Below are 19,363 nucleotides of genomic sequence, written 5' to 3'. Positions count from 1 at the left end.
TCAGTCAGGCATTAAGTTCAGAGGATTGAACAAGCCACGCTTTAGCGTCATTAGTATCATCAAATATGCCAATTTCAGCATCAGTAAACATACGGCTTAGCCAAGCAGACCAAGTCACCCATTGATCCGAAGTAACAACCGCAATGCGATTAAACTCTTGCCCATGTTCACGCACAAATTTTAGTTCTTCTAAAGCCATGTCAAGCGTATAGCTTAGCATTTCATGCAAATCAAACAATAATGCCACTGGACCATGAAACTTAGACTGATAAAGCACGCTTTCTTCAAATTCACGATAGTCTTGCAAAGTGAATTCCCCCAAAACGGTAGTCTGAATATAATCGCTTTCTTGTGAAATGCTAATCATCGCGGACTCCTGCCCAAGAAAAAATGCCAAAATACAATGGCTACTACCTAGTTTACTTAGCTTTCCCCTGTTTCGACAAGGGTTACATTTGCCTAAATTATTTAGGCTAATTTAACGCCAATACAGCCGTTATTGTTTCAGCTCAAAGCTTATTTTTACAATAAAGTGGAGTGATTTTTTAGGACGTATTTCAATTATATGCCTTGCGATTTAAGTATTCGCTAATTCAGATGAATTACCAAATTAAATATTGAAGGCTAGTCACTGCAAAAAAGGCTAAGAATTTTAACTTAACCCGCATTTCATTCACGGCTATAACATCAACTAAGAAAAGTACTAAGCCGATTAAAGTTTTTGCAAATCAATCAACAGCTGGCGCGTATGTAAGGGCGCATCACCTAAAATAGCAGCAAAAGCCTGCCTCATTAATAATTTACCTTGGCTAGCCACTCCCATGTAATCACCCGCGGCAAAGGCGAGCAAAGCCTGCCCCTGATACTGAGGCAAATGACTTTGTGCAGGAATAATGCCAAGAGTTGGATCAAAACCATAGCTACGCTCTGCGCTCACTGGATGCCCTTGACACAGCGCCCAATCAACACCATAGCCCATTGCATCGAGCAAGATGCGCTCAAACTCACGCAGAACCGGCTCTACCCCTAATCCATCGCTAGGTAATATAGACAAGGCGCGAATAGCCTCAAAATAGCTAGCAAACAATAGAGCATGAGGTTCATCACGAGGCAGAAGACGGAGCAATAGCTCGTTCAAATAAAAACCACACAGCAGCGGCAGGCCGCGTAGCTGGGGAATACCACCCTGCCAGTCCGCCGAGTGTAAAGTTTTAAGCTCACCCACACCAAACCAAGACAGCAGCACAGGCTGAAAGCCCAATAAAATACTACGCAGCTGCGAGCCGGGGCGTTGAGCGCCCCGAGCCACCATCATAACTCGGCCATGATCGCGGCTAAATACATCGAGCAGACGGCTGGTTTCTTTGTATGGATACTGGTGCAATACAAAAGCCGCCTGCGTATCAATGCGTAGCTTATGAGGTCTTGCCACGGGCTTTATTCGTAACCGTACTGACGAACCAAGCGAGTATCATCCGCCCAGCCGTTTTTCACTTTGACCCATACTTCCAAAAAAACTTTAGCATCAAAGAGTTTTTCCATATCTTGACGTGCTTCGGTGGCGATACGTTTCAGCTTTTCGCCATTTTGGCCAATCAACATGGCTTTTTGCCCATCCCTATCCACCAATACGGCGGCATGAATGCGACGTAGCTCACGGCCATCGCGCATTTCATCGTCTTCAAATTTTTCAATTTCTACCGTCATAGAGTAAGGCAATTCCTCACCCATCAAGCGAAAGATCTTTTCGCGAATGATTTCAGATGCCAAAAATCGTTCATTGCGATCGGTCACTTGATCTATATCGTATAAAGGCACCGATTTAGGCAGCAGTGGCTCTACCACTTTCAGCAAAACATCCACACTTAGATTTTTTTGTGCAGAAATCGGCACAATGGCATGAAAATCAAAACGTGCATTCATTGCCTCAATAAACGGGAACATCTCGTTTTTATCTTTCAGCTCATCTATCTTATTCAACACCAATAATACAGGGCGATTAGTAGGTAAGAGCTTCAACACTTCTTCATCAGCGGGGCTAAAATAACCCGCTTCAATCACATACAAAATCACATCGACATCGGCCAAGGTGCTGGTCACACTGCGATTCATGGCTTGATTTAAAGCATTTTGGTATTTAGTTTGAAAACCGGGCGTGTCTACAAATACAAATTGAGCGGTTTCTGAACTATGCACACCAGTAATACGGTGACGTGTGGTTTGTGCTTTACGTGATGTAATGCTGATCTTCTGGCCAATCAATTGATTAAGTAGCGTTGATTTACCAACATTGGGGCGACCTACAATGGCCACGAAGCCACAACGAAAATCGTTTACTTCGTTTTGAATATCTATCTCGCTCATGCGCTTTTACCTTTGGCTAGCTTGCTAGCTGCGTGCTTACTTTTTAGCGGGAACTTATCCTGCAAAATGGTGAGGGCCGATTCGGCGGCAAGCTGCTCAGCGGCGCGGCGACTTGTGCCAACACCTTTAGTTAGCAACTTCACTTCAGCAATACCACAGCTCACTTCAAAAATCTGATCAGGCGATTCGCCATCCTGCCGAAGAATAGTGTACGCCGGCAACGTATAACGGCGAGCCTGCAACCACTCTTGCAAGCTAGTCTTGGCGTCTTTTGCACCAAGCAGCGGATCAATGGCAGCAAGCCTTGATGCAAACAGCGCTTGCACCACGGTTGAAACCGCATCAAAGCCACCATCTAACCAAATAGAGCCCAAGATCGCCTCTAAGGCATCCGCTAAAATGGAAGGACGACGATGGCCGCCACTTTTTAGCTCGCCCTCACCCAGCCAAATAAAATCACCCAAATTAAGCTCGGTGGCAATGCTGGCTAAGGCTTCTTGACGTACCAAGCTTGCTCGTAAGCGGGATAAATCCCCTTCGGGCAGCGTAGGGAACGCCTGATATAAAGCCAGTGCAATCAAGGAATTAAGAACACCATCACCAATAAACTCTAAGCGCTCATTATGCGTAGAAGAAAAACTACGATGCGTTAAAGCTTGTTTAAATAGCTTTGGCTCATTAAAAGAATAAGAGAGCACCCTTAATAGGCGCTCCGGGGGAAGAACAACACTCACGACTAATTACCTGCAGCTTGCTGCGTATTCGATTTCTGGATATCAAAAGCGAACAACAGACTCATATTTCCCACGATTGGAACAACCCGCTCGTAGCTTAAACTTACCGTTGTGCCACTGCTAGCCTGAGAAACTTGCAATTCAGCAGCACTGATATCCCGAATATTATCAACAGATGCTTGACGCCCAAAAGCCTCTCTAATAGCCGCTGGCTGCTGAGCACCATATTCTTTAACCGTACGTTCAATGGCTTTTTTAACGGTAAAGTATTCCAAATAAGTCGGCACTACTTTCAGCGCCGTAATGGCAATGACCGCCCCTACAATTGCAAACATTAAAAAAGAGCCAAAAGACAAACCACGCTGCTGACTATACATTATTAATTTCCTTAACGAATGGAGGTGCCAACGCGGCCCATATCCTTAAAATTAAGCCAAATAAGAAACGCTTTACCTACTACGTATTTATCAGGAACAAAGCCCCAATAGCGACCATCAGCACTATGGTCACGATTATCGCCCATCATAAAGAAATGGCCTTCTGGAACTTTGCAGCTAAAGCCTGCTTCATCATAGCGACAATCTTCACGAAAAGGAAAATCGCGCACTTCACCCATATTTACCGATGGCACATCCGCCATCGCTAAAGTGGAATAATCATGCTGACCTAGCTTTTCATTGTATTGCTTATTATTAATTAAATAAGTGCCCTGCTCTACATACTGGTGGTCTGGCATATCCGTGGTTGGCACAGGCTTACCATTAATCGTTAGCTTTTTATTGCGATACTCAACGGTATCCCCAGGTAACCCGATGACCCGCTTAATATAATTAAGCGATGGATTTTCTGGATAATTAAACACCATGACATCGCCATGCTCTGGCTTACCTACTGGCACCATCACATTATTGATTACAGGCGTACGCAAACCATAGGCAAATTTATTCACTAGAATAAAATCACCCACCACTAAACCAGGGCGCATTGAGCTAGATGGAATCTGAAAAGGCTCAACCACAAACGAGCGCAGTACAAATACCGCTAGCAATACAGGAAAGAAACCACGGCCATATTCAACCCAATCTGCAATCGGTGTTTCACCGCGCTTCTTTGCCCAAACAAACCGATCTAAACCCCAAATTACCCCCGTCACCAATACAAAAATAAGCATAGCGGCAGAAATAGAGCAGTATTGTACTAAGACAATAAATAAGCCCATTACCACAGCCAGATAGCCGTACTGCACTAAAGAAGGTGGCTCACTGCCTTTACGCTCATGCTTGGCACCGATTGCTACCAACACGGGCCCTAAAATGACGAAAACAATTCCGAGAAACAACCAGTTCATCCGTTTTCCTTTTTATAGGGAGAGTTTTCTAGCAAAGTACATCGATACGGGAAGCAGCTTAAATGCGCCACATTGAAATAACGATGCTAGAAAATTTTTTTCTAATGACTTACTTATCGCTCACTTGCAAGATTGCAAGGAAAGCTTCTTGTGGGATTTCAACGTTACCCACTTGCTTCATGCGCTTCTTACCTGCTTTTTGCTTATCCAGCAGTTTACGCTTACGCGAAACATCACCACCATAACATTTTGCCAATACATCTTTACGCGTGGCTTTTACCGTTTCGCGCGCCACAATTTGGCTACCAATGGCCGCCTGTACCGCTACGTCATACATCTGACGCGGAATCAGCTCGCGCATTTTGGCCACCAACTCACGACCACGATACTGGCTGCTACTACGGTGAATAATCAGGCTTAAAGCGTCTACGCGCTCGCCATTCACCAGCACATCCAGCTTAATTAAGTCAGCTACTTGGAATTCTTTAAAATCGTAATCGAGCGATGCATAACCACGGCTCACAGATTTAAGGCGATCAAAGAAATCCATCACCACTTCAGCCATTGGCAGATCATAGCTCAGCATCACCTGACGGCCCATATACTGCATATTGCGCTGATTACCACGCTTTTGATTACACAGCGTCATCACGGCACCCACATAATCCTGAGGCACTAAGATGGTGGCGGTAATAATCGGCTCACGGATTTCTTCGTATTTAGAAGGATCTGGCAGCTTGGATGGGTTTTCGATATGAATCACTTCGCCTGATTTAAGCAACAACTCATACACCACCGTTGGCGCGGTAGTAATCAGATCCATATCGAATTCACGCTCAAGGCGCTCTTGCACGATTTCTAAGTGCAGCAAGCCCAAGAAACCACAGCGGAAACCAAAACCCAGTGCTTGCGAAACTTCTGGCTCGTAATGCAATGAGGCATCATTTAGCTTGAGTTTTTCTAAGGCATCACGCAGCTTTTCGTAATCATGGCCTTCAATCGGATACAGCCCCGCAAATACCTGTGACTTTACTTCTTTAAAGCCAGGCAAAGGCTCAGTGGCGGGATCTTTAGCCGTGGTGATGGTATCCCCAACCTTAGCATTGGCAATTTCTTTAATCCCCGCAATCACAAAGCCTACTTCACCGGCTTTCAACACTGTTCTTTGCACTGTTTTTGGGGTAAATACGCCGACTTGTTCGCAAAGATGCTGCGATTTATTCGACATAAACATAATTTTTTCTTTCGGGCTGATCTGGCCATCAACTACCCGCACCAACATAACAACGCCAACGTAGTTATCAAACCACGAATCCACAATCAACGCCTTAAACGCACCATCAGGATTGCCCTTAGGAGCTGGTACTTTAACGATCAGCGCTTCCAAAATATCTTCGATACCAATACCACTTTTGGCAGAAGCATGCACCGCATCAGTCGCTTCGATGCCGATAATATCTTCAATTTCTTGAATCACACGTTCAGGATCAGCAGCAGGCAAGTCGATTTTATTTAATACCGCTACCACTTCCACTCCCTGCTCCAGCGCGGTATAGCAATTAGCCACAGTCTGGGCTTCAACGCCTTGTGAGGCATCAACCACCAGTAATGCGCCTTCACACGCAGCTAAAGATCGGCTTACTTCATAAGAGAAGTCAACGTGCCCAGGGGTGTCGATCAAATTAAGATTATAAATCTCACCATTACGGGCTTTATAAGACAGCGCAGCGGTTTGCGCCTTGATCGTGATACCGCGCTCTTTTTCGATATCCATCGAATCAAGCACTTGCGCGCTCATCTCACGCAGCTCAAGGCCACCACAGAATTGAATAAAGCGATCAGCCAGCGTGCTCTTGCCGTGATCGATGTGAGCGATGATAGAGAAATTACGAATATGATCCATTGGTCTGCCAAAAATTCACGTAAAAAGGGGCACGAAAGAGCTGTACCGAATTTAAAAATCTTCAGGATTCAAGCTATCAGCGGCAACGCAGCGCGCTAGTATATCGATCAGCGCGCTGTGATGCTGTAAGCTTGATCTGCCGTCGATTTTTGAAAATCCGATAGCTCGCTTTCGCACCCCAGATATTAATTTGCAGTGATTTTAACGGAAATTAGCAAGATAGGCATCAAGAGCTGCTTGATCAAGGTGGTAATGGCATATTTCCACCCCATCCACAACCGTCAAAACCGGCACCCATTCGCCATACTTCTCTTCTAAATCGTCGATATCATCGATATCAATCCACTCTAAAACAAAGCCTTTAGCCGATGCCTGCTGCTGCAAGGCATCGCGCATGAGCAAACACAAACCACAATATTCGCGGCCATATATTTTAAGAGCAATCATTTAGCAGGCGCACGCAAAGTTAGAAACATCGAAGCATCACCACGAATTACCCTTAGCGCGCTCGCTTCATTCGGCTTTAAAGCAGTCAGCAATTGCTTTAGCTGGCCAAGGCTGGTGAGCTCTTGATTACCTACCGCCACAATTAAATCGCCAGGCTGCAGACCCGCCTTTGCCGAAGTGCCACGTACCGCCTGCACTTGTACCGCAAACTTCACGCCCATCGCCTTCAGCTGAGCCGCCTCCACTGATTGTAAAGACAATCCAAAGCGCCCGCCTTCATCATTTTGATTGCCGCGGTACTCACGCTCAGCATTGATGCGATCAGATTGCTCAAGCACACCGATTGTCACTGTCACATCGCGTAGTGCCTTATCACGCCATATTTGCACTGGCACCTTGCTACTAGGGCGTACAGCGGCTACATATTTAGGCAAATCGCTCGATGAGGTAACGACCTGACCGTTAAATTTCAAGATTACATCGCCAGGCTTTAAGCCTGCTTTATCAGCAGGGCCCTCTTTTTCTACGCTAGCCAGCAGTGCACCACTCACTTTGCTTAAACCAAAGCTTTTAGCTAGATCATCGTTTAGCTCTTGAATTGCCACACCAATCCGACCGCGCGTCACTTTGCCGGTGGCTTTTAACTCATCCGCCACCTTCATCACTACATCCACCGGAATCGAGAACGATAATCCCATAAACCCGCCCGAGCGGCTGTAAATTTGCGAATTAATCCCAACCACTTCGCCGGCCATATTAAATAGCGGCCCGCCAGAGTTACCGGGGTTAATCGCCACGTCCGTCTGAATAAACGGCACAAAAGTTTCGTCGGGCAGGCTACGACCCTTGGCTGAAACAATCCCCGCTGTCACGGTATTTTCAAAGCCAAATGGCGAGCCAATCGCGACCACCCACTCACCCACTTTGAGTTTATTTGCATCACCAAGCGTGACTTTTGGTAGGCCTGTGGCATCAATTTTAAGCAAAGCCACATCGGTACGCGCATCCGCACCAATCACTTTGGCTTTAAAAGTGCGCTTATCCGTTAACTTAACGGTGATTTCATCCGCCTGAGCAATCACATGAGCATTAGTAAGGATATAACCATCTGCGGCCATGATAAAACCAGAGCCTAGCGATTGCGCCTGACGCTCCCGAGGCTGCTGCTGTAGCCCATTACGCGGGATCATGCGAGGCACAGGAAAACCAAAACGGCGAAAAATATCCATCCCGTCTTCATCGCCCACTTGCTGTGGCTGCTCTTTGATAGTGGAAGTGGTTGAAATATTCACCACCGCACGACCTTCTTTTTCGACCAGCTGAGTGAAATCAGGCAAGCTAGCAGCAAATGTGGTGCTAGCTACAAACCCAAAACTTACACTGGCAATTAGTTTTTTCATCATGGTTTACGTTTCATCTGACAAGGACTAAGAAACGGCGAGAGGCTTGATTGCCTACTCGCCACAATGACTGGTTCGGCTGACGCCGCCAGCTGGTGCTGCTGCTTTAGCAGCACAAACCCCACTACAAAGCCAAAACATGCGCCAAGCACAGAATATGCTGACGATTGAGGCAGAAGCCACTGCCCTAGAGCAGCACCCACGATGAGCAAAAATAGCGGCACACCATAAGCCCACGCGGCGGTTTTAAGTAGCTGTTGCTCTTCTACTGCCACAGTAACCAAATCACCCGCCTTGGATGAAAGCGGGCTTTGCACACGAAAGCCTTCTTGAGTCTGTGAAAACATGCGGCTCACCGCGACCGACTTACAGCCAGTTTTAGGATCGCATTGCCCACAAGGCGTATGTGGCTTGATTTTAACCCACGCATGCAGCCCATCGATGCGAATAACCTGTGCCTCAGTTTCAATCATGCGTCTTACTTACGCGGGTTAAAAGCATAAGCAAACGCTTTGACCGCATCAGCAGGCACTTCACCCAAGACCGTCACCATCTTTCCATCAATTTGCCGAACATACATATGCATCGCACTTTGATGAGAAGCCGCTTCTTTGACTTCAGCAACAGCGGGCTCCAAAAACACCGACACCGTCACCAACCCATCGCTATACAAATGCTGCACAACCGGCATTTCTTTACCAAGTAAAGTGCGCTGAATACTTTTAAGAAAACGAAAACCTCGCGGCAGGTGCTCTATTTGCCATAAAGGCTCAACAGGACTACTGGCCACCCCTTGATTTGATTCCACCACCACAGGACGCAATGGATTAACGGGGTTAAGCAGAGCGCGATCAAATTTACCTAACACAAGGTTTGAAAACACAAACAGCTCAACAGGCTGTGAATAAGGGCCAAGGCGCTCAGATTTAAGAATCAAGCCGCTATCAGTGTGCATCCATAAACGCATAGGAAAACGAAACACATCTCTTGGCTCCAGCTCAAACACCTGTGCATTTAGGCCTGCAACTCGCTCCATACCTAATTTTTTTAGCTTGTAATTAAGCAGCACCGCTTCGGCTGTTTCTGGCAAATGCTGAGGGAACAGTTTTGAGCTAAAGCGACGATCTAAAGACACCGGCCTTTTGGAGGGCAAGTAGATGCTGATTTGATCGCCTTTTCTAACGTACTCACGACGTGGGCCGTCCAAGGATTCACGGCGCTCAATCTCAAGTAACTCACTGCCTACATGCACGATTCGAAAAGTCTCTGTTGAATCGCCATGCTGATGCATGAACGTCCCTTGAAAATCAGCTTGCTTAGCCGCAGCCACCATCCGATTTATCAAAATAGCCGCATCTGAGTTATTTAACTCAGATGCGGCCCAAGCACTCACCGGCAAAAACAAACTTATACAAAGTACGAGGGGTTTTAATCTATCCAGCAAGTCGCTCATTTAGCGCACAGTCTCCGTGCCAAAATTAGCGTAAACGATATCTCGCTCCGCCAAAACATTACCCGATTCTTGGCTATGCGCCGCCAAATACGCACGCACAGCAGGGGCTTTTGCCACGACTTTATGATTACTTTGCACCGCAACCATTGAAGGTGCGATATTTAAAACGGTATTAGATTGCCAAACCGCTACGCCAACAAATGCAATCGATGCCGCGGCAGTTAAAGGCACTAATAATTTTTTCATAACCGAACTACGCTTCAAGCGTTGCGGAGCAACCACCGTTGGCTCCTCAGCCAAGCGTGCAGAAAAGCGCTGCATAAACTGCGGCGACAAGAGCGGATGTTCTTGCAAGCTATCACTGGCTTGATGCCAATCGTACCAAGCATTGCTTAACTCGGGTTTGCGTTTCATTTCAGCCAGTAAGCCATCTATTTCTGAGACATCTAGCTCACCATCCATCAAGGCGGAAAGTTTCTCTTTCATCGTATTTTCCTCTCATATCCTATGCAAAGCTTACCAGCGCTTATCTCGACCAACGATATCCAATAAGGGCCTGAGCTTGTCTGCTATTGCCTCTCGAGCGCGAAAAATACGTGAGCGCACCGTACCGATAGGGCAATTCATCACCGCAGCGATGTCTTCGTAACTCAAACCTTCCATTTCACGCAAGGTAATCGCTGTGCGCAACTCAGATGGCAACTCATCCACCACTGCATTTACTGTAGAGACAATCTGCCGGTTAGAGAGTTCAGTTTCAGGCGTGTGGTAATCCGGTATTTGTGCCGCAGCATCAAGCGACTCACCTTCTTCATCCTCGTAATCCGCCAATAGCTGGGGACGACGGCCTAAAGTCGACAAATGATTTTTTGCGGTATTGATAGCAATACGATAAAGCCACGTATAAAAAGCACTTTCCCCTCTAAAAGAAGGCAAGGCACGATAAGCCTTGATAAAAGACTCTTGCGATACGTCTTCAATTTCGTTTTGATCACGGATCAGGCGCGACAATAGCCGTGCCACACGACGCTGGTACTTCACCACCAGCAGCTCAAAAGCACGCTTATCACCCGCCTGCGCCCGCACTACAAGCTCCTGATCGATGTCACGATCGGTACGCTGAATCAAGGATACCTCCCAAATATATTTCTAGCCGTCTGTCAAAATTAAGCACCTACAAAGCATCATATCTTCATGGAAGACCCAATAAACCTTGAAGTGATGTGTTGGCACGCAAGAAAAATGCGCAGCGCATAAGACAATCAGTTCCCCACAACAAATCCGCCTTAATTCCAACAGGCTACCTGTGACATGGGGCTAACCATGATCTTTATCAAGTCAACTTGCATTTGTATGAACAGATTTGGCTTTATACACGGCTACGTAAGTCTAGCCTCTGTTAATATTTCATTTTTCTGGGAATGGAACATCAGCAATGCGGGAATTTGATGCGTTAATTATTGGCAGCGGTCTTGGCGGGATGACTATGGCTCTGCACTTAGCTGACCACATCAAAGTGGGCCTAGTCACCAAACGCGAATTGCGTGATGGTGGCAGCGGCTGGGCACAGGGCGGCATTGCGGCAGTACTTGATGGCACCGACAGCGTAGAGCTGCATATTCGTGACACCCACGTTGCAGGCGCAGGCCTATGTGACCATGACAGCACGCGCTTTATTGTAGAGCATTCCAAAGAAGCCATTGATTGGCTCATTCAGATGGGCGTGCCTTTCACTAAAGACACTGAAGGCGATAGCGCCTATCAAGGCTACCACCTTACCCGTGAAGGCGGCCACAGCCACCGGCGTATTATTCATGCTGCAGACGCAACCGGCGCGGCCGTCATCGATACCTTGGCATATAAAGTAGCAGCCCACCCAAACATCACCGTACTTGAATCGCACATTGCCGTTGATTTAATTACCGATCAAAAGCTAGGCCGTGAAGGCAAGCACTGCTACGGTGCTTACGTTTACAACAAAGAAACAGATCACGTTGAAACCATCGCCGCTCGCTCTACCGTGCTGGCCAGCGGTGGTGCAGGCAAAGTTTATCTCTACACCACCAATCCTGATGTAGCAACGGGTGACGGCATTGCAATGGGCTGGCGCGCAGGCTGCCGCGTGGCCAATATGGAATTCATCCAATTTCACCCTACCTGCCTTTATCACCCGCATGCCAAATCATTTTTGATTACTGAAGCCGTGCGTGGTGAAGGCGGTATTTTAAAGCTACCCGATGGCACCCGCTTTATGCCCCAGCACGATGAGCGCGCCGAGCTGGCCCCGCGTGATATCGTCGCCCGTGCGATTGACTTTGAAATGAAAAAAGGCGGTTTTGACTGCGTTTATCTGGATATTTCCTATAAACCCGCCGCCTTTATTAAAGAGCACTTCCCTAATATCTATTTACGCTGCTTAGAGCTAGGCATCGACATCACCAAAGAGCCCATCCCAGTAGTACCAGCGGCACATTACACCTGCGGTGGCGTAGTCAGCGATATGGCTGGCCGCACCGACGTTGCCAGCCTCTACGCCGTGGGCGAAGTGGCCTGCACCGGCCTGCACGGTGCCAACCGCCTTGCCTCCAACTCCTTACTAGAATGCATGGTGCTCGGCAAAGCGGCCGCCACCGACATCTTAAAAGCCGTCGCTACTGAGCGCCCCAGCATCCCAGAATGGGACGAAAGCCAAGTCACTGATCCTGATGAAGAAGTGGTGATCTCGCACAACTGGGATGAATTGCGTCGCTTTATGTGGGATTACGTTGGCATTGTGCGCACCAATAAGCGCCTTGAGCGCGCCCTGCACCGCATTGAGCTGCTGCAGCATGAAATCGACGATTACTACAGCAACTTCCGTGTTTCTAACGACTTAATCGAGCTGCGTAATCTAGTGCAATCTGCCGAGCTTATCGTGCGCTGCGCCATGGATAGAAAAGAAAGCCGCGGCCTGCACTACAGCCGAGATTACCCGGGCATGTTAAGCGAAGCCCAAAGCACTATTCTTAGCCCCGATTAAACGCACTGAATTAAAAACACAAAACCCCGCAATCGCATTGCGGGGTTTTGTGCCTTCCTGATATAAAACACGCATTCAATGTGCCTGATTATGCCACTTGACCCATTTCATTCTAATGGCTGCGGATGATCATTTATCGCAGCGTATGCTTTAAAAATGATGTTGCCATGCAGACATCACCTAACAAGACCTACATATCAATACCCAATAATAGGCTTAGAAATAAGCAGCCCCGTCAGCGTGACACGCTGAATTTTAAAAACTCATCGCAATACTCACTCCGCCACCCGACACATTCGGGCCAAACATAAAGCGCATGATAAAGCGCGTTCGCGAAACGAAAACAGGGTAATCACTGCTGTCAATCTCAAAACCCGCGCCAACCGTCGACAAATAATCAAATCCCATTACGCCCGCTTGATCGCCAAAATAATGCGAGTGCGATGCCTCAAGCACATAACGCAGCGGTCGATTCAGAAAAGTCATTCCCGATGGTGCACGATAACGCGTCCACAAATTGGCGGTTTGCGAATCGGCATGCCCAGAGACCGCGTCATCACTTTTGAATGATTGCAGATGCACCTGCGACAGCCGTAATTCCATATCAATTTCATGCTCAAGGCTGACCAATTCATAATCCAGCATGAGCGCGCCACCCAAGCCGTAGGCGTTCATCGTGCCATTATCAAAAAATTTGAATTCTTCGCCCGTTTTATAATTAATCCACCAATTGGCCACTTTTAAGTCACTTGCCACTTTGCCAAGTGAAAAATTAAAAATAGGTCGGACCACCCAATTCTCGGCAATGGGGAAATCCCAACCGACACCGCCCGTGCCGCTAATAGACGTCCATTTCAAAGGAATATTGCGATGATCTTGCCCATTGGTGGCTACAAAAGTTGGATCATAGCGACTGGCTGCAAGCGCACCCTCTAAATACAGCGGCACTTCCTTACTGATGGTTGCACCGCCGCCCAATTGCGTCATCATCAGGCTTTTATTTTCAGTTTGCGCTTCTCGAATCGACAAGCTACTCGCCGCCAAATCCAGAATGACCGAATACGACATCAACGACAGCACTGCGTTGGCGCTGCGCTGCACACTAGAGCCCTCCGACAAACGGTATTCGGGCTTTTCTACGGCAAAACAAACCGCAGAGAGTGCGGAACAACACAGCACGGTCAATCGCATTATATTCATGGCAAAAATCGACAGCGGGGATAAAACTGAAGCATAGCATTCAACCCAAACATCATTATTAACCCCGCCAGAAAATGTACTTTTTAGCCCACAAAACTACCAAGCCATTAATAACTGGGGTCAGAGTAAAGTTAAATCCGCTTTCTTTGGCTCTAAGAGCATTAAGCATAGTAGGATTTAATTTTGGTAGAGTAGAGAGCAGGTTTTCACCTGCCCTCCCTCATCAAACCGTGCATGCGATTTTCCCGCACACGGCTTTCCGATGTTCTTCACATCAAGCATGCGCTGATTTCCAACCTGCTGCTGTCGGTAATGAATACAAACCGTATCGCTCATTTAGCACCCGCCTTGGATAACGGAGCATGCTCGTTTTCCAATCGCTGACTTTGTGCCGTTTGCGAAGATGTATCCTTAGCCGTTCTTCTGAATGACGCTTCACTTTATAAAATTGCTTGGATGAATTCCGGTAATGGAAGTAACTCGACCAACCGCGTAATGCTTGATTTAAATCTCGCACCACCTCTTCAATTGGTCGCCATGTTTGGGTTCTTCCAGTAATTTCATTTAGTCGCGTCTTGATTTTCTCTACCGATTTAGCTGAGGCCTCAATATAGGGATAGCGAGTGCCTTTAGCGGATAGGTTCGTGCGCAAATCAAATCCCAGAAATAGAAATGACGCGGCTTTAGCATCAACAATTTTTGTCTTGCTTTCGTTAAGCGTCAATTCCAGCCGATCCAATATCCACTTCATATGCGCCAGCGGGCTTTGGGTCTCGCCACGGCAGAGCACTACAAAGTCATCGGCATACCGCACCAAGCTCGCTTGTAGTTTCTTCCCTATATTGTGGCGATGCCAGATTCTATCCAGTAGATGTAAGTAAAGGTTCGATAGCAACGGAGAAATCACCCCACCTTGCGGCGTGCCCTTGCGCTGCCCTTTTCCTCCACTGACCGTTGCCGCTTTTCCATTCTCACTTTTTCCAATAACCGGCGCTTTAAGCCATTGTTGAATCAAGGCCAGTACAGCCCCATCCACAATGCGCTCAGCTACCGTGGCCATCAGTTTAGCGTGAGGAATGCTGTCGAAATACTTCGACAAATCAGCATCGATGACCTGCGTTTTACCTTGCCACAAAGCTTCTGCAATGGCGTCTATTGCTTGATGTGCTGATTTCCTTGGGCGAAACCCATAGGAGTGCTCGCAAAAATCCGCCTCAAAGATAGGCTCCATCACCAGCTTGGTCGCCATCTGAACCACGCGATCTCGTATCGTCGGAATCCCGAGTGGACGCAAACTGCCATCCGCTTTGGGAATCATGACGCGCTTGATTGCCCCAGTCCGGTAGCTTTTATCTTGCAGTTCCTGACTAATTACCGACAAGTAGCAATCTACCCCTTCGCCGCTTTCTATGGCAGCAAAGTCAATCCCATCAACCCCAGGACTGCCCTTGTTTGCCTTGACCAGTCGCCACGCTAACTTGAGGATGTCAGCACAGTAAATCTTGTCGTAGAGTGCGTAGAAACGATAGTTTGGTTCCTGCTTGGCTTTGATGTACAGCTTCCTCTGTAGCGTCCTGATCTCATTCGGAGTGATTAGCAACATGGCAATCTCCTGATCCTCAGCTCTTCAGTTGCATGAACAAAGCAGGGTCCCTTCCCTCGACTGGGGTTATGTTGTCCCTCAATCTCAAACGGTACTATGAACCCCTCCGACTTCCATCACGATACGCGCTGATTTCGTTTCCTTATACATTGCGCTTGGCAGTCTCCCTGCCACCGTGATGGATCTCCAGCACTGGGTAATTTAACTTCCAAAACATACCGCCCCTGCTACCCCGACAGCTCGCGGATGTGGCTTCCATTGCCAACACATCAGCACAACGGCCTTCCCTATACAGAAACGAGGTCGGCAACTGCAATGTTAACGAGGCTACTTCTAGGTTCACTTTCGTTACGGTCTGCCTCTTTGTCGTAAAGAACTCACGACCCTTGATTACTCAAACGCCGCTCTTTCGTACTACCGAGGCGTATGGACAATTCCTCGGGCGGGACTTTAACCCGCTAGCTAAATTACTGTTACTGCGAACTTCTGACCCCAGTTATTCCCAGTTATTCCGTCCAGTAAATACAAAACCCATTTAATATTTAATGGCACTACGAAAAAACTCATAAATATACATCGCTTCGTTTTAATCTTTCACGCAAACGGGGATCTAGTCATCACACTAGATCCCCGCAGTAAAACACCCCAAAATCACACTTTTATTTAATAAACACAGTACAAACGATTAAGCCATTGGTTCCGTTTTATGTGCACTTATCAATTCAGTGTGAAATTGATTTCATCAGTGTTACGTTTGCAACTTATTTACAGCTATTACTTGGAACACCGGGGAAACGCCACACACTGTCATACCCTTCTGCTGTGGCAGGATCTGGAGTCATGCCCGGATCTGCATACCATTGATTCTGGTACTTTTTGCCATTGTATTCAACGGTTGTACAAGGTTGTGTGTACGTTGTTGTTGCACACCACTCACCCTCTTTGCACTCAGCAGGACCTGAAGGCTCCACATACTTTTCTTCGTTAAAGGAGCAGCTTTGGCCGTCAGAATGGATCGTTAGCTGAGTAGGCGCATTCGGGTTCAGATGAGACACCGCTTCTTTAAAGGCGCTTTCCATCTGATCCGTACAATCCAGCCCTTTGTACTGCAGCTTAATAATGCTGGCATCAGAAGGCAGTGGCACGTGTGCATTTGGTGTTAACCAGTTATTGAATGCAACGCCATTACCGGTCTGGGCAACCATATACATGCTGTTTGCAGAGATTTCTGTACCAGTAAACACAGGCATCACTTTGCCATCGAGGCCGCCGCCATCACCTTTTTCTGCAAACGTTTTAATCGGTGCAGAGGTTAATACGGCTTCGATAATTTTACCAAACTGGGCCTTGAAGCTAATTGCGCCGTCGCTTTGGTTGTTATCAAATACGGTTTTAGCAGCTGCTGTGATCTTGCTGATGTCCTCGCTTGAGTAAAAGCCGTAGCCCTCCAGAAGTGTGAAGTAAGCAGTTACATCATTCCAAGTCAGCTTTTCATCGTAGAAATAATGAGCAGCATTCAGTTGCTTTGTTACATCAGGAATCTGGCGAATGTAGCGGCTACCAAAGTCATTCTGCCTGGTAAAACATGACCAGTCGTTGACCAAGTCCGTACTATTTTTACAATGATTGAAAGTAGCCTCATCTCTCAGAGGCTGATCTTTGGCTGCATACGGGCCACGGTTGTACATAAAACTCAGCATAATAGCCAGCGCATCAGGATCTTTGGCATCCTGAATGAACTCATGAATACGGTTCTGAGAGCTTGCCTGGCCTTCTGGGTTTTGATGCCATTCCAAGGAGCCGGTATTAATTCCCATTACCGAGGCGTTATAGTAGGCGCTGGTTGCTGCAGAGCCAAGTACATTGCGGGCCGGACCGTTATTTGAGCTTAATGTGCGCTCCGGATTCATGCTTGCAAATACGGCGGGGAAACCACCTGAACCGGCGCCTTGCAATTCTGACCAAGCGCTACCCGGATATTCTACTTGCAGCACGCCGTCATCATCACCCACACCCATCGGGTTATTAGGCAAATCATTGCCTAATGAAGATTCTTGCAACGCTTTAGACAAATAGTAATTAGGGCCCATATTTTTCATGAAATAGCGGCCAAATGGCTCATTGGTTGCTGCGAAATTTTTCTGCAGATCAAAGGTACCATTTTGTTTATTCAAACTATATTGCATCAATACCAAGCTGTTCATAGCTGCGTGAGCAAACGACATTGCCCATAGTTTGTGCTCGGCAATCGTCTGGGTGGATGGTTTATCCAGCAGATTTAATGCTACGACGTTTGGATAATTACCTTTAAAGTCGATGTAGCGCTGATCACACTTATTTCTATCTAATACATAGTCTGTGCCTTCTTCTTTAATATCGCAGTGATAACTCACTGTGGTCATGTCACCCAGATTCAGCTCGTAATTGCTGCCATCCGGCAACAAGGCACGAAATTGTGACTGACTAAGGTTAACCGAAGCATTAGCACTGCCAAAGGCCATAATAGCCAGTGCGGTAGCAATACACGATTTTTTTACCATCATACTTTTTTTCAATTTTTTATTTCCTATATTTAACAATATTAAAAAATAAATAAACTACAGACTCCACCACCCTCGCAGAAGATAATTTTAAATAATTTTTAAATTATGTGTCTGTGATTCGTATTGCAACCAAATAAAAAAAACAAACGGGCTGCATATTTTTATAATTACAACAAAAACAAAATAAATCAATACTTGGTTAAATACAATCCTCACATAAAAACATGTCAGTGCCTGAATAATAAACTACATCGCTCAATAAAATTATAAGAATTATCTTATAATAAGTAATTACACATAATTAAACTTAAGCATGGAACACACTTTTTCCAGTATATTTTTTTACATTTAAAGTAAGCTAATCTTTTTTCAAGCTTTAAAATAATGCCAACGGTATTTGGTTTATTTATAAAGTATTTCAATCACGTTAAACTCTGGGCTATATGTCGGCAAAAAGCACAAACAAACTTTATAATCACACACCAACATATCTAATGTTTCTTGTGAAATTGCATGATGAATTCGGACATTACCCAAACCACCAAAGTGATTCTATTTGGCTTCGATTGCTTTAATCATCGCTATAAAAACGTTTCGGCTTCCTGTTGTTTTACATTGCTGGGATACAACGAATAGACTCCCCCAATGCCGCGTTTGCTGACGCCTTGTCCGCTTTGCTTAAGCATGGCTTAGATGGTGCAAGCGAAGCCTTACGTATTTTAGTCAACAAAGCATCACCTATTGAACGGGCGCAATATCTGCAAGCTGCCCCTATGAGCGCTGCACTGAACGCGTCGATCATGCCAATGGTTTCAAATCAAAAACCATGCTCACCCGCTTGGGCGAAGTGACTTTTGAAGTGCCACAAGTAAGCTCCAGTGGTTTTTATCCCAGCGCATTAGAAAAAAGCACCCGTACGGAACAAGCCGTCAATCTCGCCTTGGCGGAAATGTACGTGCAAGGTATTTAGACCCGTAAAGTGATCGAAGTGCTACAAAAATTAAATTACCTCTGGCAAAGCCAGTAATGCCGTTCACTTAAGGAAAAAGCCTCGATTTCTAGCTAAGAAATCAAGGCTTTTTCATGCTTCTCAGGCGATTTATCTGAAAAGGTGTCGCTAAAGCAGAGCAAATGATCAAAAAACCATAACAGAATCTCGGAAAAAACGAAAAATGCAATAACTGGGGTCTGAGTACAGTTAAATCCGACTTCTTTGGCTCTAAGAGTATTAAAGCATAATAGGATTTAATTTTGTTCTACCCCCAGTTATTTGCCAACAGCTGTGAATGTACTGATAGCCGTCAAAGCCAATATTGGCTGCTACAATGCCGTTAACTTGCCTTCATTTG

General features: G+C 46.4%; 17 protein-coding genes and 1 pseudogene. 2 read left to right on the top strand and 16 right to left on the bottom strand.

What is annotated here, in order from left to right; all coding sequences use genetic code 11:
• Positions 1 to 4: 4 nt before the first annotated feature.
• From C1H71_RS17210 to rpoE, 13 genes are all read right to left on the bottom strand, one after another.
• Positions 5 to 367 (bottom strand): SpoIIAA family protein, encoded by a 363-nt coding sequence (locus C1H71_RS17210; RefSeq protein WP_130107655.1) that lies wholly within the window; start codon positions 365 to 367, stop codon positions 5 to 7.
• Positions 368 to 712: 345 nt separating this feature from the next.
• Positions 713 to 1,432 carry a DNA repair protein RecO gene (recO, locus tag C1H71_RS17205; protein ID WP_130107654.1) on the bottom strand — a complete coding sequence of 240 codons (720 nt, stop codon included), beginning with the start codon at positions 1,430 to 1,432 and terminating at the stop codon, positions 713 to 715.
• A gap of 5 nt (positions 1,433 to 1,437) precedes the next feature.
• A complete protein-coding gene (era, locus tag C1H71_RS17200; RefSeq protein ID WP_130107653.1) occupies positions 1,438 to 2,364 on the bottom strand; it encodes a GTPase Era in 927 nt (308 codons plus the stop codon).
• Complete coding sequence (gene rnc / locus C1H71_RS17195; RefSeq protein WP_130107652.1) at positions 2,361 to 3,098, bottom strand: ribonuclease III; 738 nt, start codon at positions 3,096 to 3,098, stop codon at positions 2,361 to 2,363. The genes era and rnc overlap by 4 nt, the downstream gene beginning before the upstream one ends.
• A 2-nt stretch (positions 3,099 to 3,100) precedes the next feature.
• The gene (locus C1H71_RS17190; protein ID WP_130107651.1) at positions 3,101 to 3,475 is read right to left on the bottom strand and encodes a DUF4845 domain-containing protein; all 375 of its coding nucleotides are present in this window, start codon (positions 3,473 to 3,475) and stop codon (positions 3,101 to 3,103) included.
• Positions 3,476 to 3,486: 11 nt separating this feature from the next.
• Positions 3,487 to 4,446, bottom strand: coding sequence for a signal peptidase I (lepB, locus tag C1H71_RS17185; protein WP_130107650.1), 960 nt, complete (start codon positions 4,444 to 4,446; stop codon positions 3,487 to 3,489).
• 109 nt (positions 4,447 to 4,555) lie between these two features.
• Complete coding sequence (gene lepA / locus C1H71_RS17180; protein ID WP_130107649.1) at positions 4,556 to 6,349, bottom strand: translation elongation factor 4; 1,794 nt, start codon at positions 6,347 to 6,349, stop codon at positions 4,556 to 4,558.
• A 201-nt stretch (positions 6,350 to 6,550) separates the two neighbouring features.
• Entirely contained in the window at positions 6,551 to 6,796 is a 246-nt protein-coding gene (locus C1H71_RS17175; RefSeq protein ID WP_130107648.1) for a glutaredoxin family protein, read from the bottom strand.
• On the bottom strand, positions 6,793 to 8,199 hold the full coding sequence (locus C1H71_RS17170) for a DegQ family serine endoprotease (protein ID WP_130107647.1): 1,407 nt from the start codon (positions 8,197 to 8,199) through the stop codon (positions 6,793 to 6,795). The genes C1H71_RS17175 and C1H71_RS17170 overlap by 4 nt, the downstream gene beginning before the upstream one ends.
• A complete protein-coding gene (locus C1H71_RS17165) occupies positions 8,196 to 8,669 on the bottom strand; it encodes a SoxR reducing system RseC family protein (RefSeq protein ID WP_130107646.1) in 474 nt (157 codons plus the stop codon). Before C1H71_RS17165 ends, C1H71_RS17170 begins: the two co-directional genes overlap by 4 nt.
• Positions 8,670 to 8,674: 5 nt before the next feature.
• Complete coding sequence (locus tag C1H71_RS17160) at positions 8,675 to 9,649, bottom strand: MucB/RseB C-terminal domain-containing protein (protein WP_130107645.1); 975 nt, start codon at positions 9,647 to 9,649, stop codon at positions 8,675 to 8,677.
• Positions 9,650 to 10,135 (bottom strand): sigma-E factor negative regulatory protein, encoded by a 486-nt coding sequence (locus tag C1H71_RS17155; protein WP_130107644.1) that lies wholly within the window; start codon positions 10,133 to 10,135, stop codon positions 9,650 to 9,652.
• A 30-nt stretch (positions 10,136 to 10,165) separates the two neighbouring features.
• Positions 10,166 to 10,774 carry an RNA polymerase sigma factor RpoE gene (gene rpoE, locus C1H71_RS17150; protein WP_130108272.1) on the bottom strand — a complete coding sequence of 203 codons (609 nt, stop codon included), beginning with the start codon at positions 10,772 to 10,774 and terminating at the stop codon, positions 10,166 to 10,168.
• Positions 10,775 to 11,084: 310 nt separating this feature from the next.
• On the opposite strand from rpoE, the gene nadB reads away from it, so the two are divergent.
• Complete coding sequence (nadB, locus tag C1H71_RS17145) at positions 11,085 to 12,668, top strand: L-aspartate oxidase (RefSeq protein WP_130107643.1); 1,584 nt, start codon at positions 11,085 to 11,087, stop codon at positions 12,666 to 12,668.
• Between the two features lie 255 nt (positions 12,669 to 12,923).
• Here nadB and C1H71_RS17140 read toward each other — a convergent pair whose 3' ends face one another.
• From C1H71_RS17140 to C1H71_RS17130, 3 genes are all read right to left on the bottom strand, one after another.
• Positions 12,924 to 13,868: a hypothetical protein gene (locus C1H71_RS17140; RefSeq protein ID WP_223145909.1), complete on the bottom strand. Its 945-nt coding sequence runs from the start codon at positions 13,866 to 13,868 to the stop codon at positions 12,924 to 12,926.
• Positions 13,869 to 14,142: 274 nt separating this feature from the next.
• On the bottom strand, positions 14,143 to 15,471 hold the full coding sequence (gene ltrA, locus C1H71_RS17135) for a group II intron reverse transcriptase/maturase (RefSeq protein ID WP_130104759.1): 1,329 nt from the start codon (positions 15,469 to 15,471) through the stop codon (positions 14,143 to 14,145).
• A gap of 761 nt (positions 15,472 to 16,232) precedes the next feature.
• Positions 16,233 to 18,026: a hypothetical protein gene (locus C1H71_RS17130; protein ID WP_188053374.1), complete on the bottom strand. Its 1,794-nt coding sequence runs from the start codon at positions 18,024 to 18,026 to the stop codon at positions 16,233 to 16,235.
• 620 nt (positions 18,027 to 18,646) lie between these two features.
• Between C1H71_RS17130 and C1H71_RS21620 the strand changes: the two are divergent.
• A pseudogene (locus C1H71_RS21620) lies at positions 18,647 to 18,981 on the top strand (transposase); the annotation flags it as partial.
• Between the last annotated feature and the right edge of the window lie 382 nt (positions 18,982 to 19,363).

It is taken from the genome of Iodobacter fluviatilis, from assembly GCF_004194535.1.
GTDB classification, from domain to species: domain Bacteria; phylum Pseudomonadota; class Gammaproteobacteria; order Burkholderiales; family Chitinibacteraceae; genus Iodobacter; species Iodobacter fluviatilis_A.
This window is presented reverse-complemented; position numbering and strand designations above follow the sequence as displayed.

Bases quoted from the DNA above. Each gene is read 5' to 3' on its own strand.
- C1H71_RS17175 (WP_130107648.1), bottom strand. From the start codon at position 6,796: ATGATTGCTCTTAAAATATATGGCCGCGAATATTGTGGTTTGTGTTTG.
- C1H71_RS17170 (WP_130107647.1), bottom strand. From the start codon at position 8,199: ATGATGAAAAAACTAATTGCCAGTGTAAGTTTTGGGTTTGTAGCTAGC.
- C1H71_RS17160 (WP_130107645.1), bottom strand. From the start codon at position 9,649: ATGAGCGACTTGCTGGATAGATTAAAACCCCTCGTACTTTGTATAAGT.
- C1H71_RS17155 (WP_130107644.1), bottom strand. From the start codon at position 10,135: ATGAAAGAGAAACTTTCCGCCTTGATGGATGGTGAGCTAGATGTCTCA.
- C1H71_RS17210 (WP_130107655.1), bottom strand. From the start codon at position 367: ATGATTAGCATTTCACAAGAAAGCGATTATATTCAGACTACCGTTTTG.
- lepB (WP_130107650.1), bottom strand. From the start codon at position 4,446: ATGAACTGGTTGTTTCTCGGAATTGTTTTCGTCATTTTAGGGCCCGTG.
- C1H71_RS17190 (WP_130107651.1), bottom strand. From the start codon at position 3,475: ATGTATAGTCAGCAGCGTGGTTTGTCTTTTGGCTCTTTTTTAATGTTT.
- lepA (WP_130107649.1), bottom strand. From the start codon at position 6,349: ATGGATCATATTCGTAATTTCTCTATCATCGCTCACATCGATCACGGC.
- era (WP_130107653.1), bottom strand. From the start codon at position 2,364: ATGAGCGAGATAGATATTCAAAACGAAGTAAACGATTTTCGTTGTGGC.
- C1H71_RS17165 (WP_130107646.1), bottom strand. From the start codon at position 8,669: ATGATTGAAACTGAGGCACAGGTTATTCGCATCGATGGGCTGCATGCG.
- C1H71_RS17140 (WP_223145909.1), bottom strand. From the start codon at position 13,868: ATGAATATAATGCGATTGACCGTGCTGTGTTGTTCCGCACTCTCTGCG.
- nadB (WP_130107643.1), top strand. From the start codon at position 11,085: ATGCGGGAATTTGATGCGTTAATTATTGGCAGCGGTCTTGGCGGGATG.
- ltrA (WP_130104759.1), bottom strand. From the start codon at position 15,471: ATGTTGCTAATCACTCCGAATGAGATCAGGACGCTACAGAGGAAGCTG.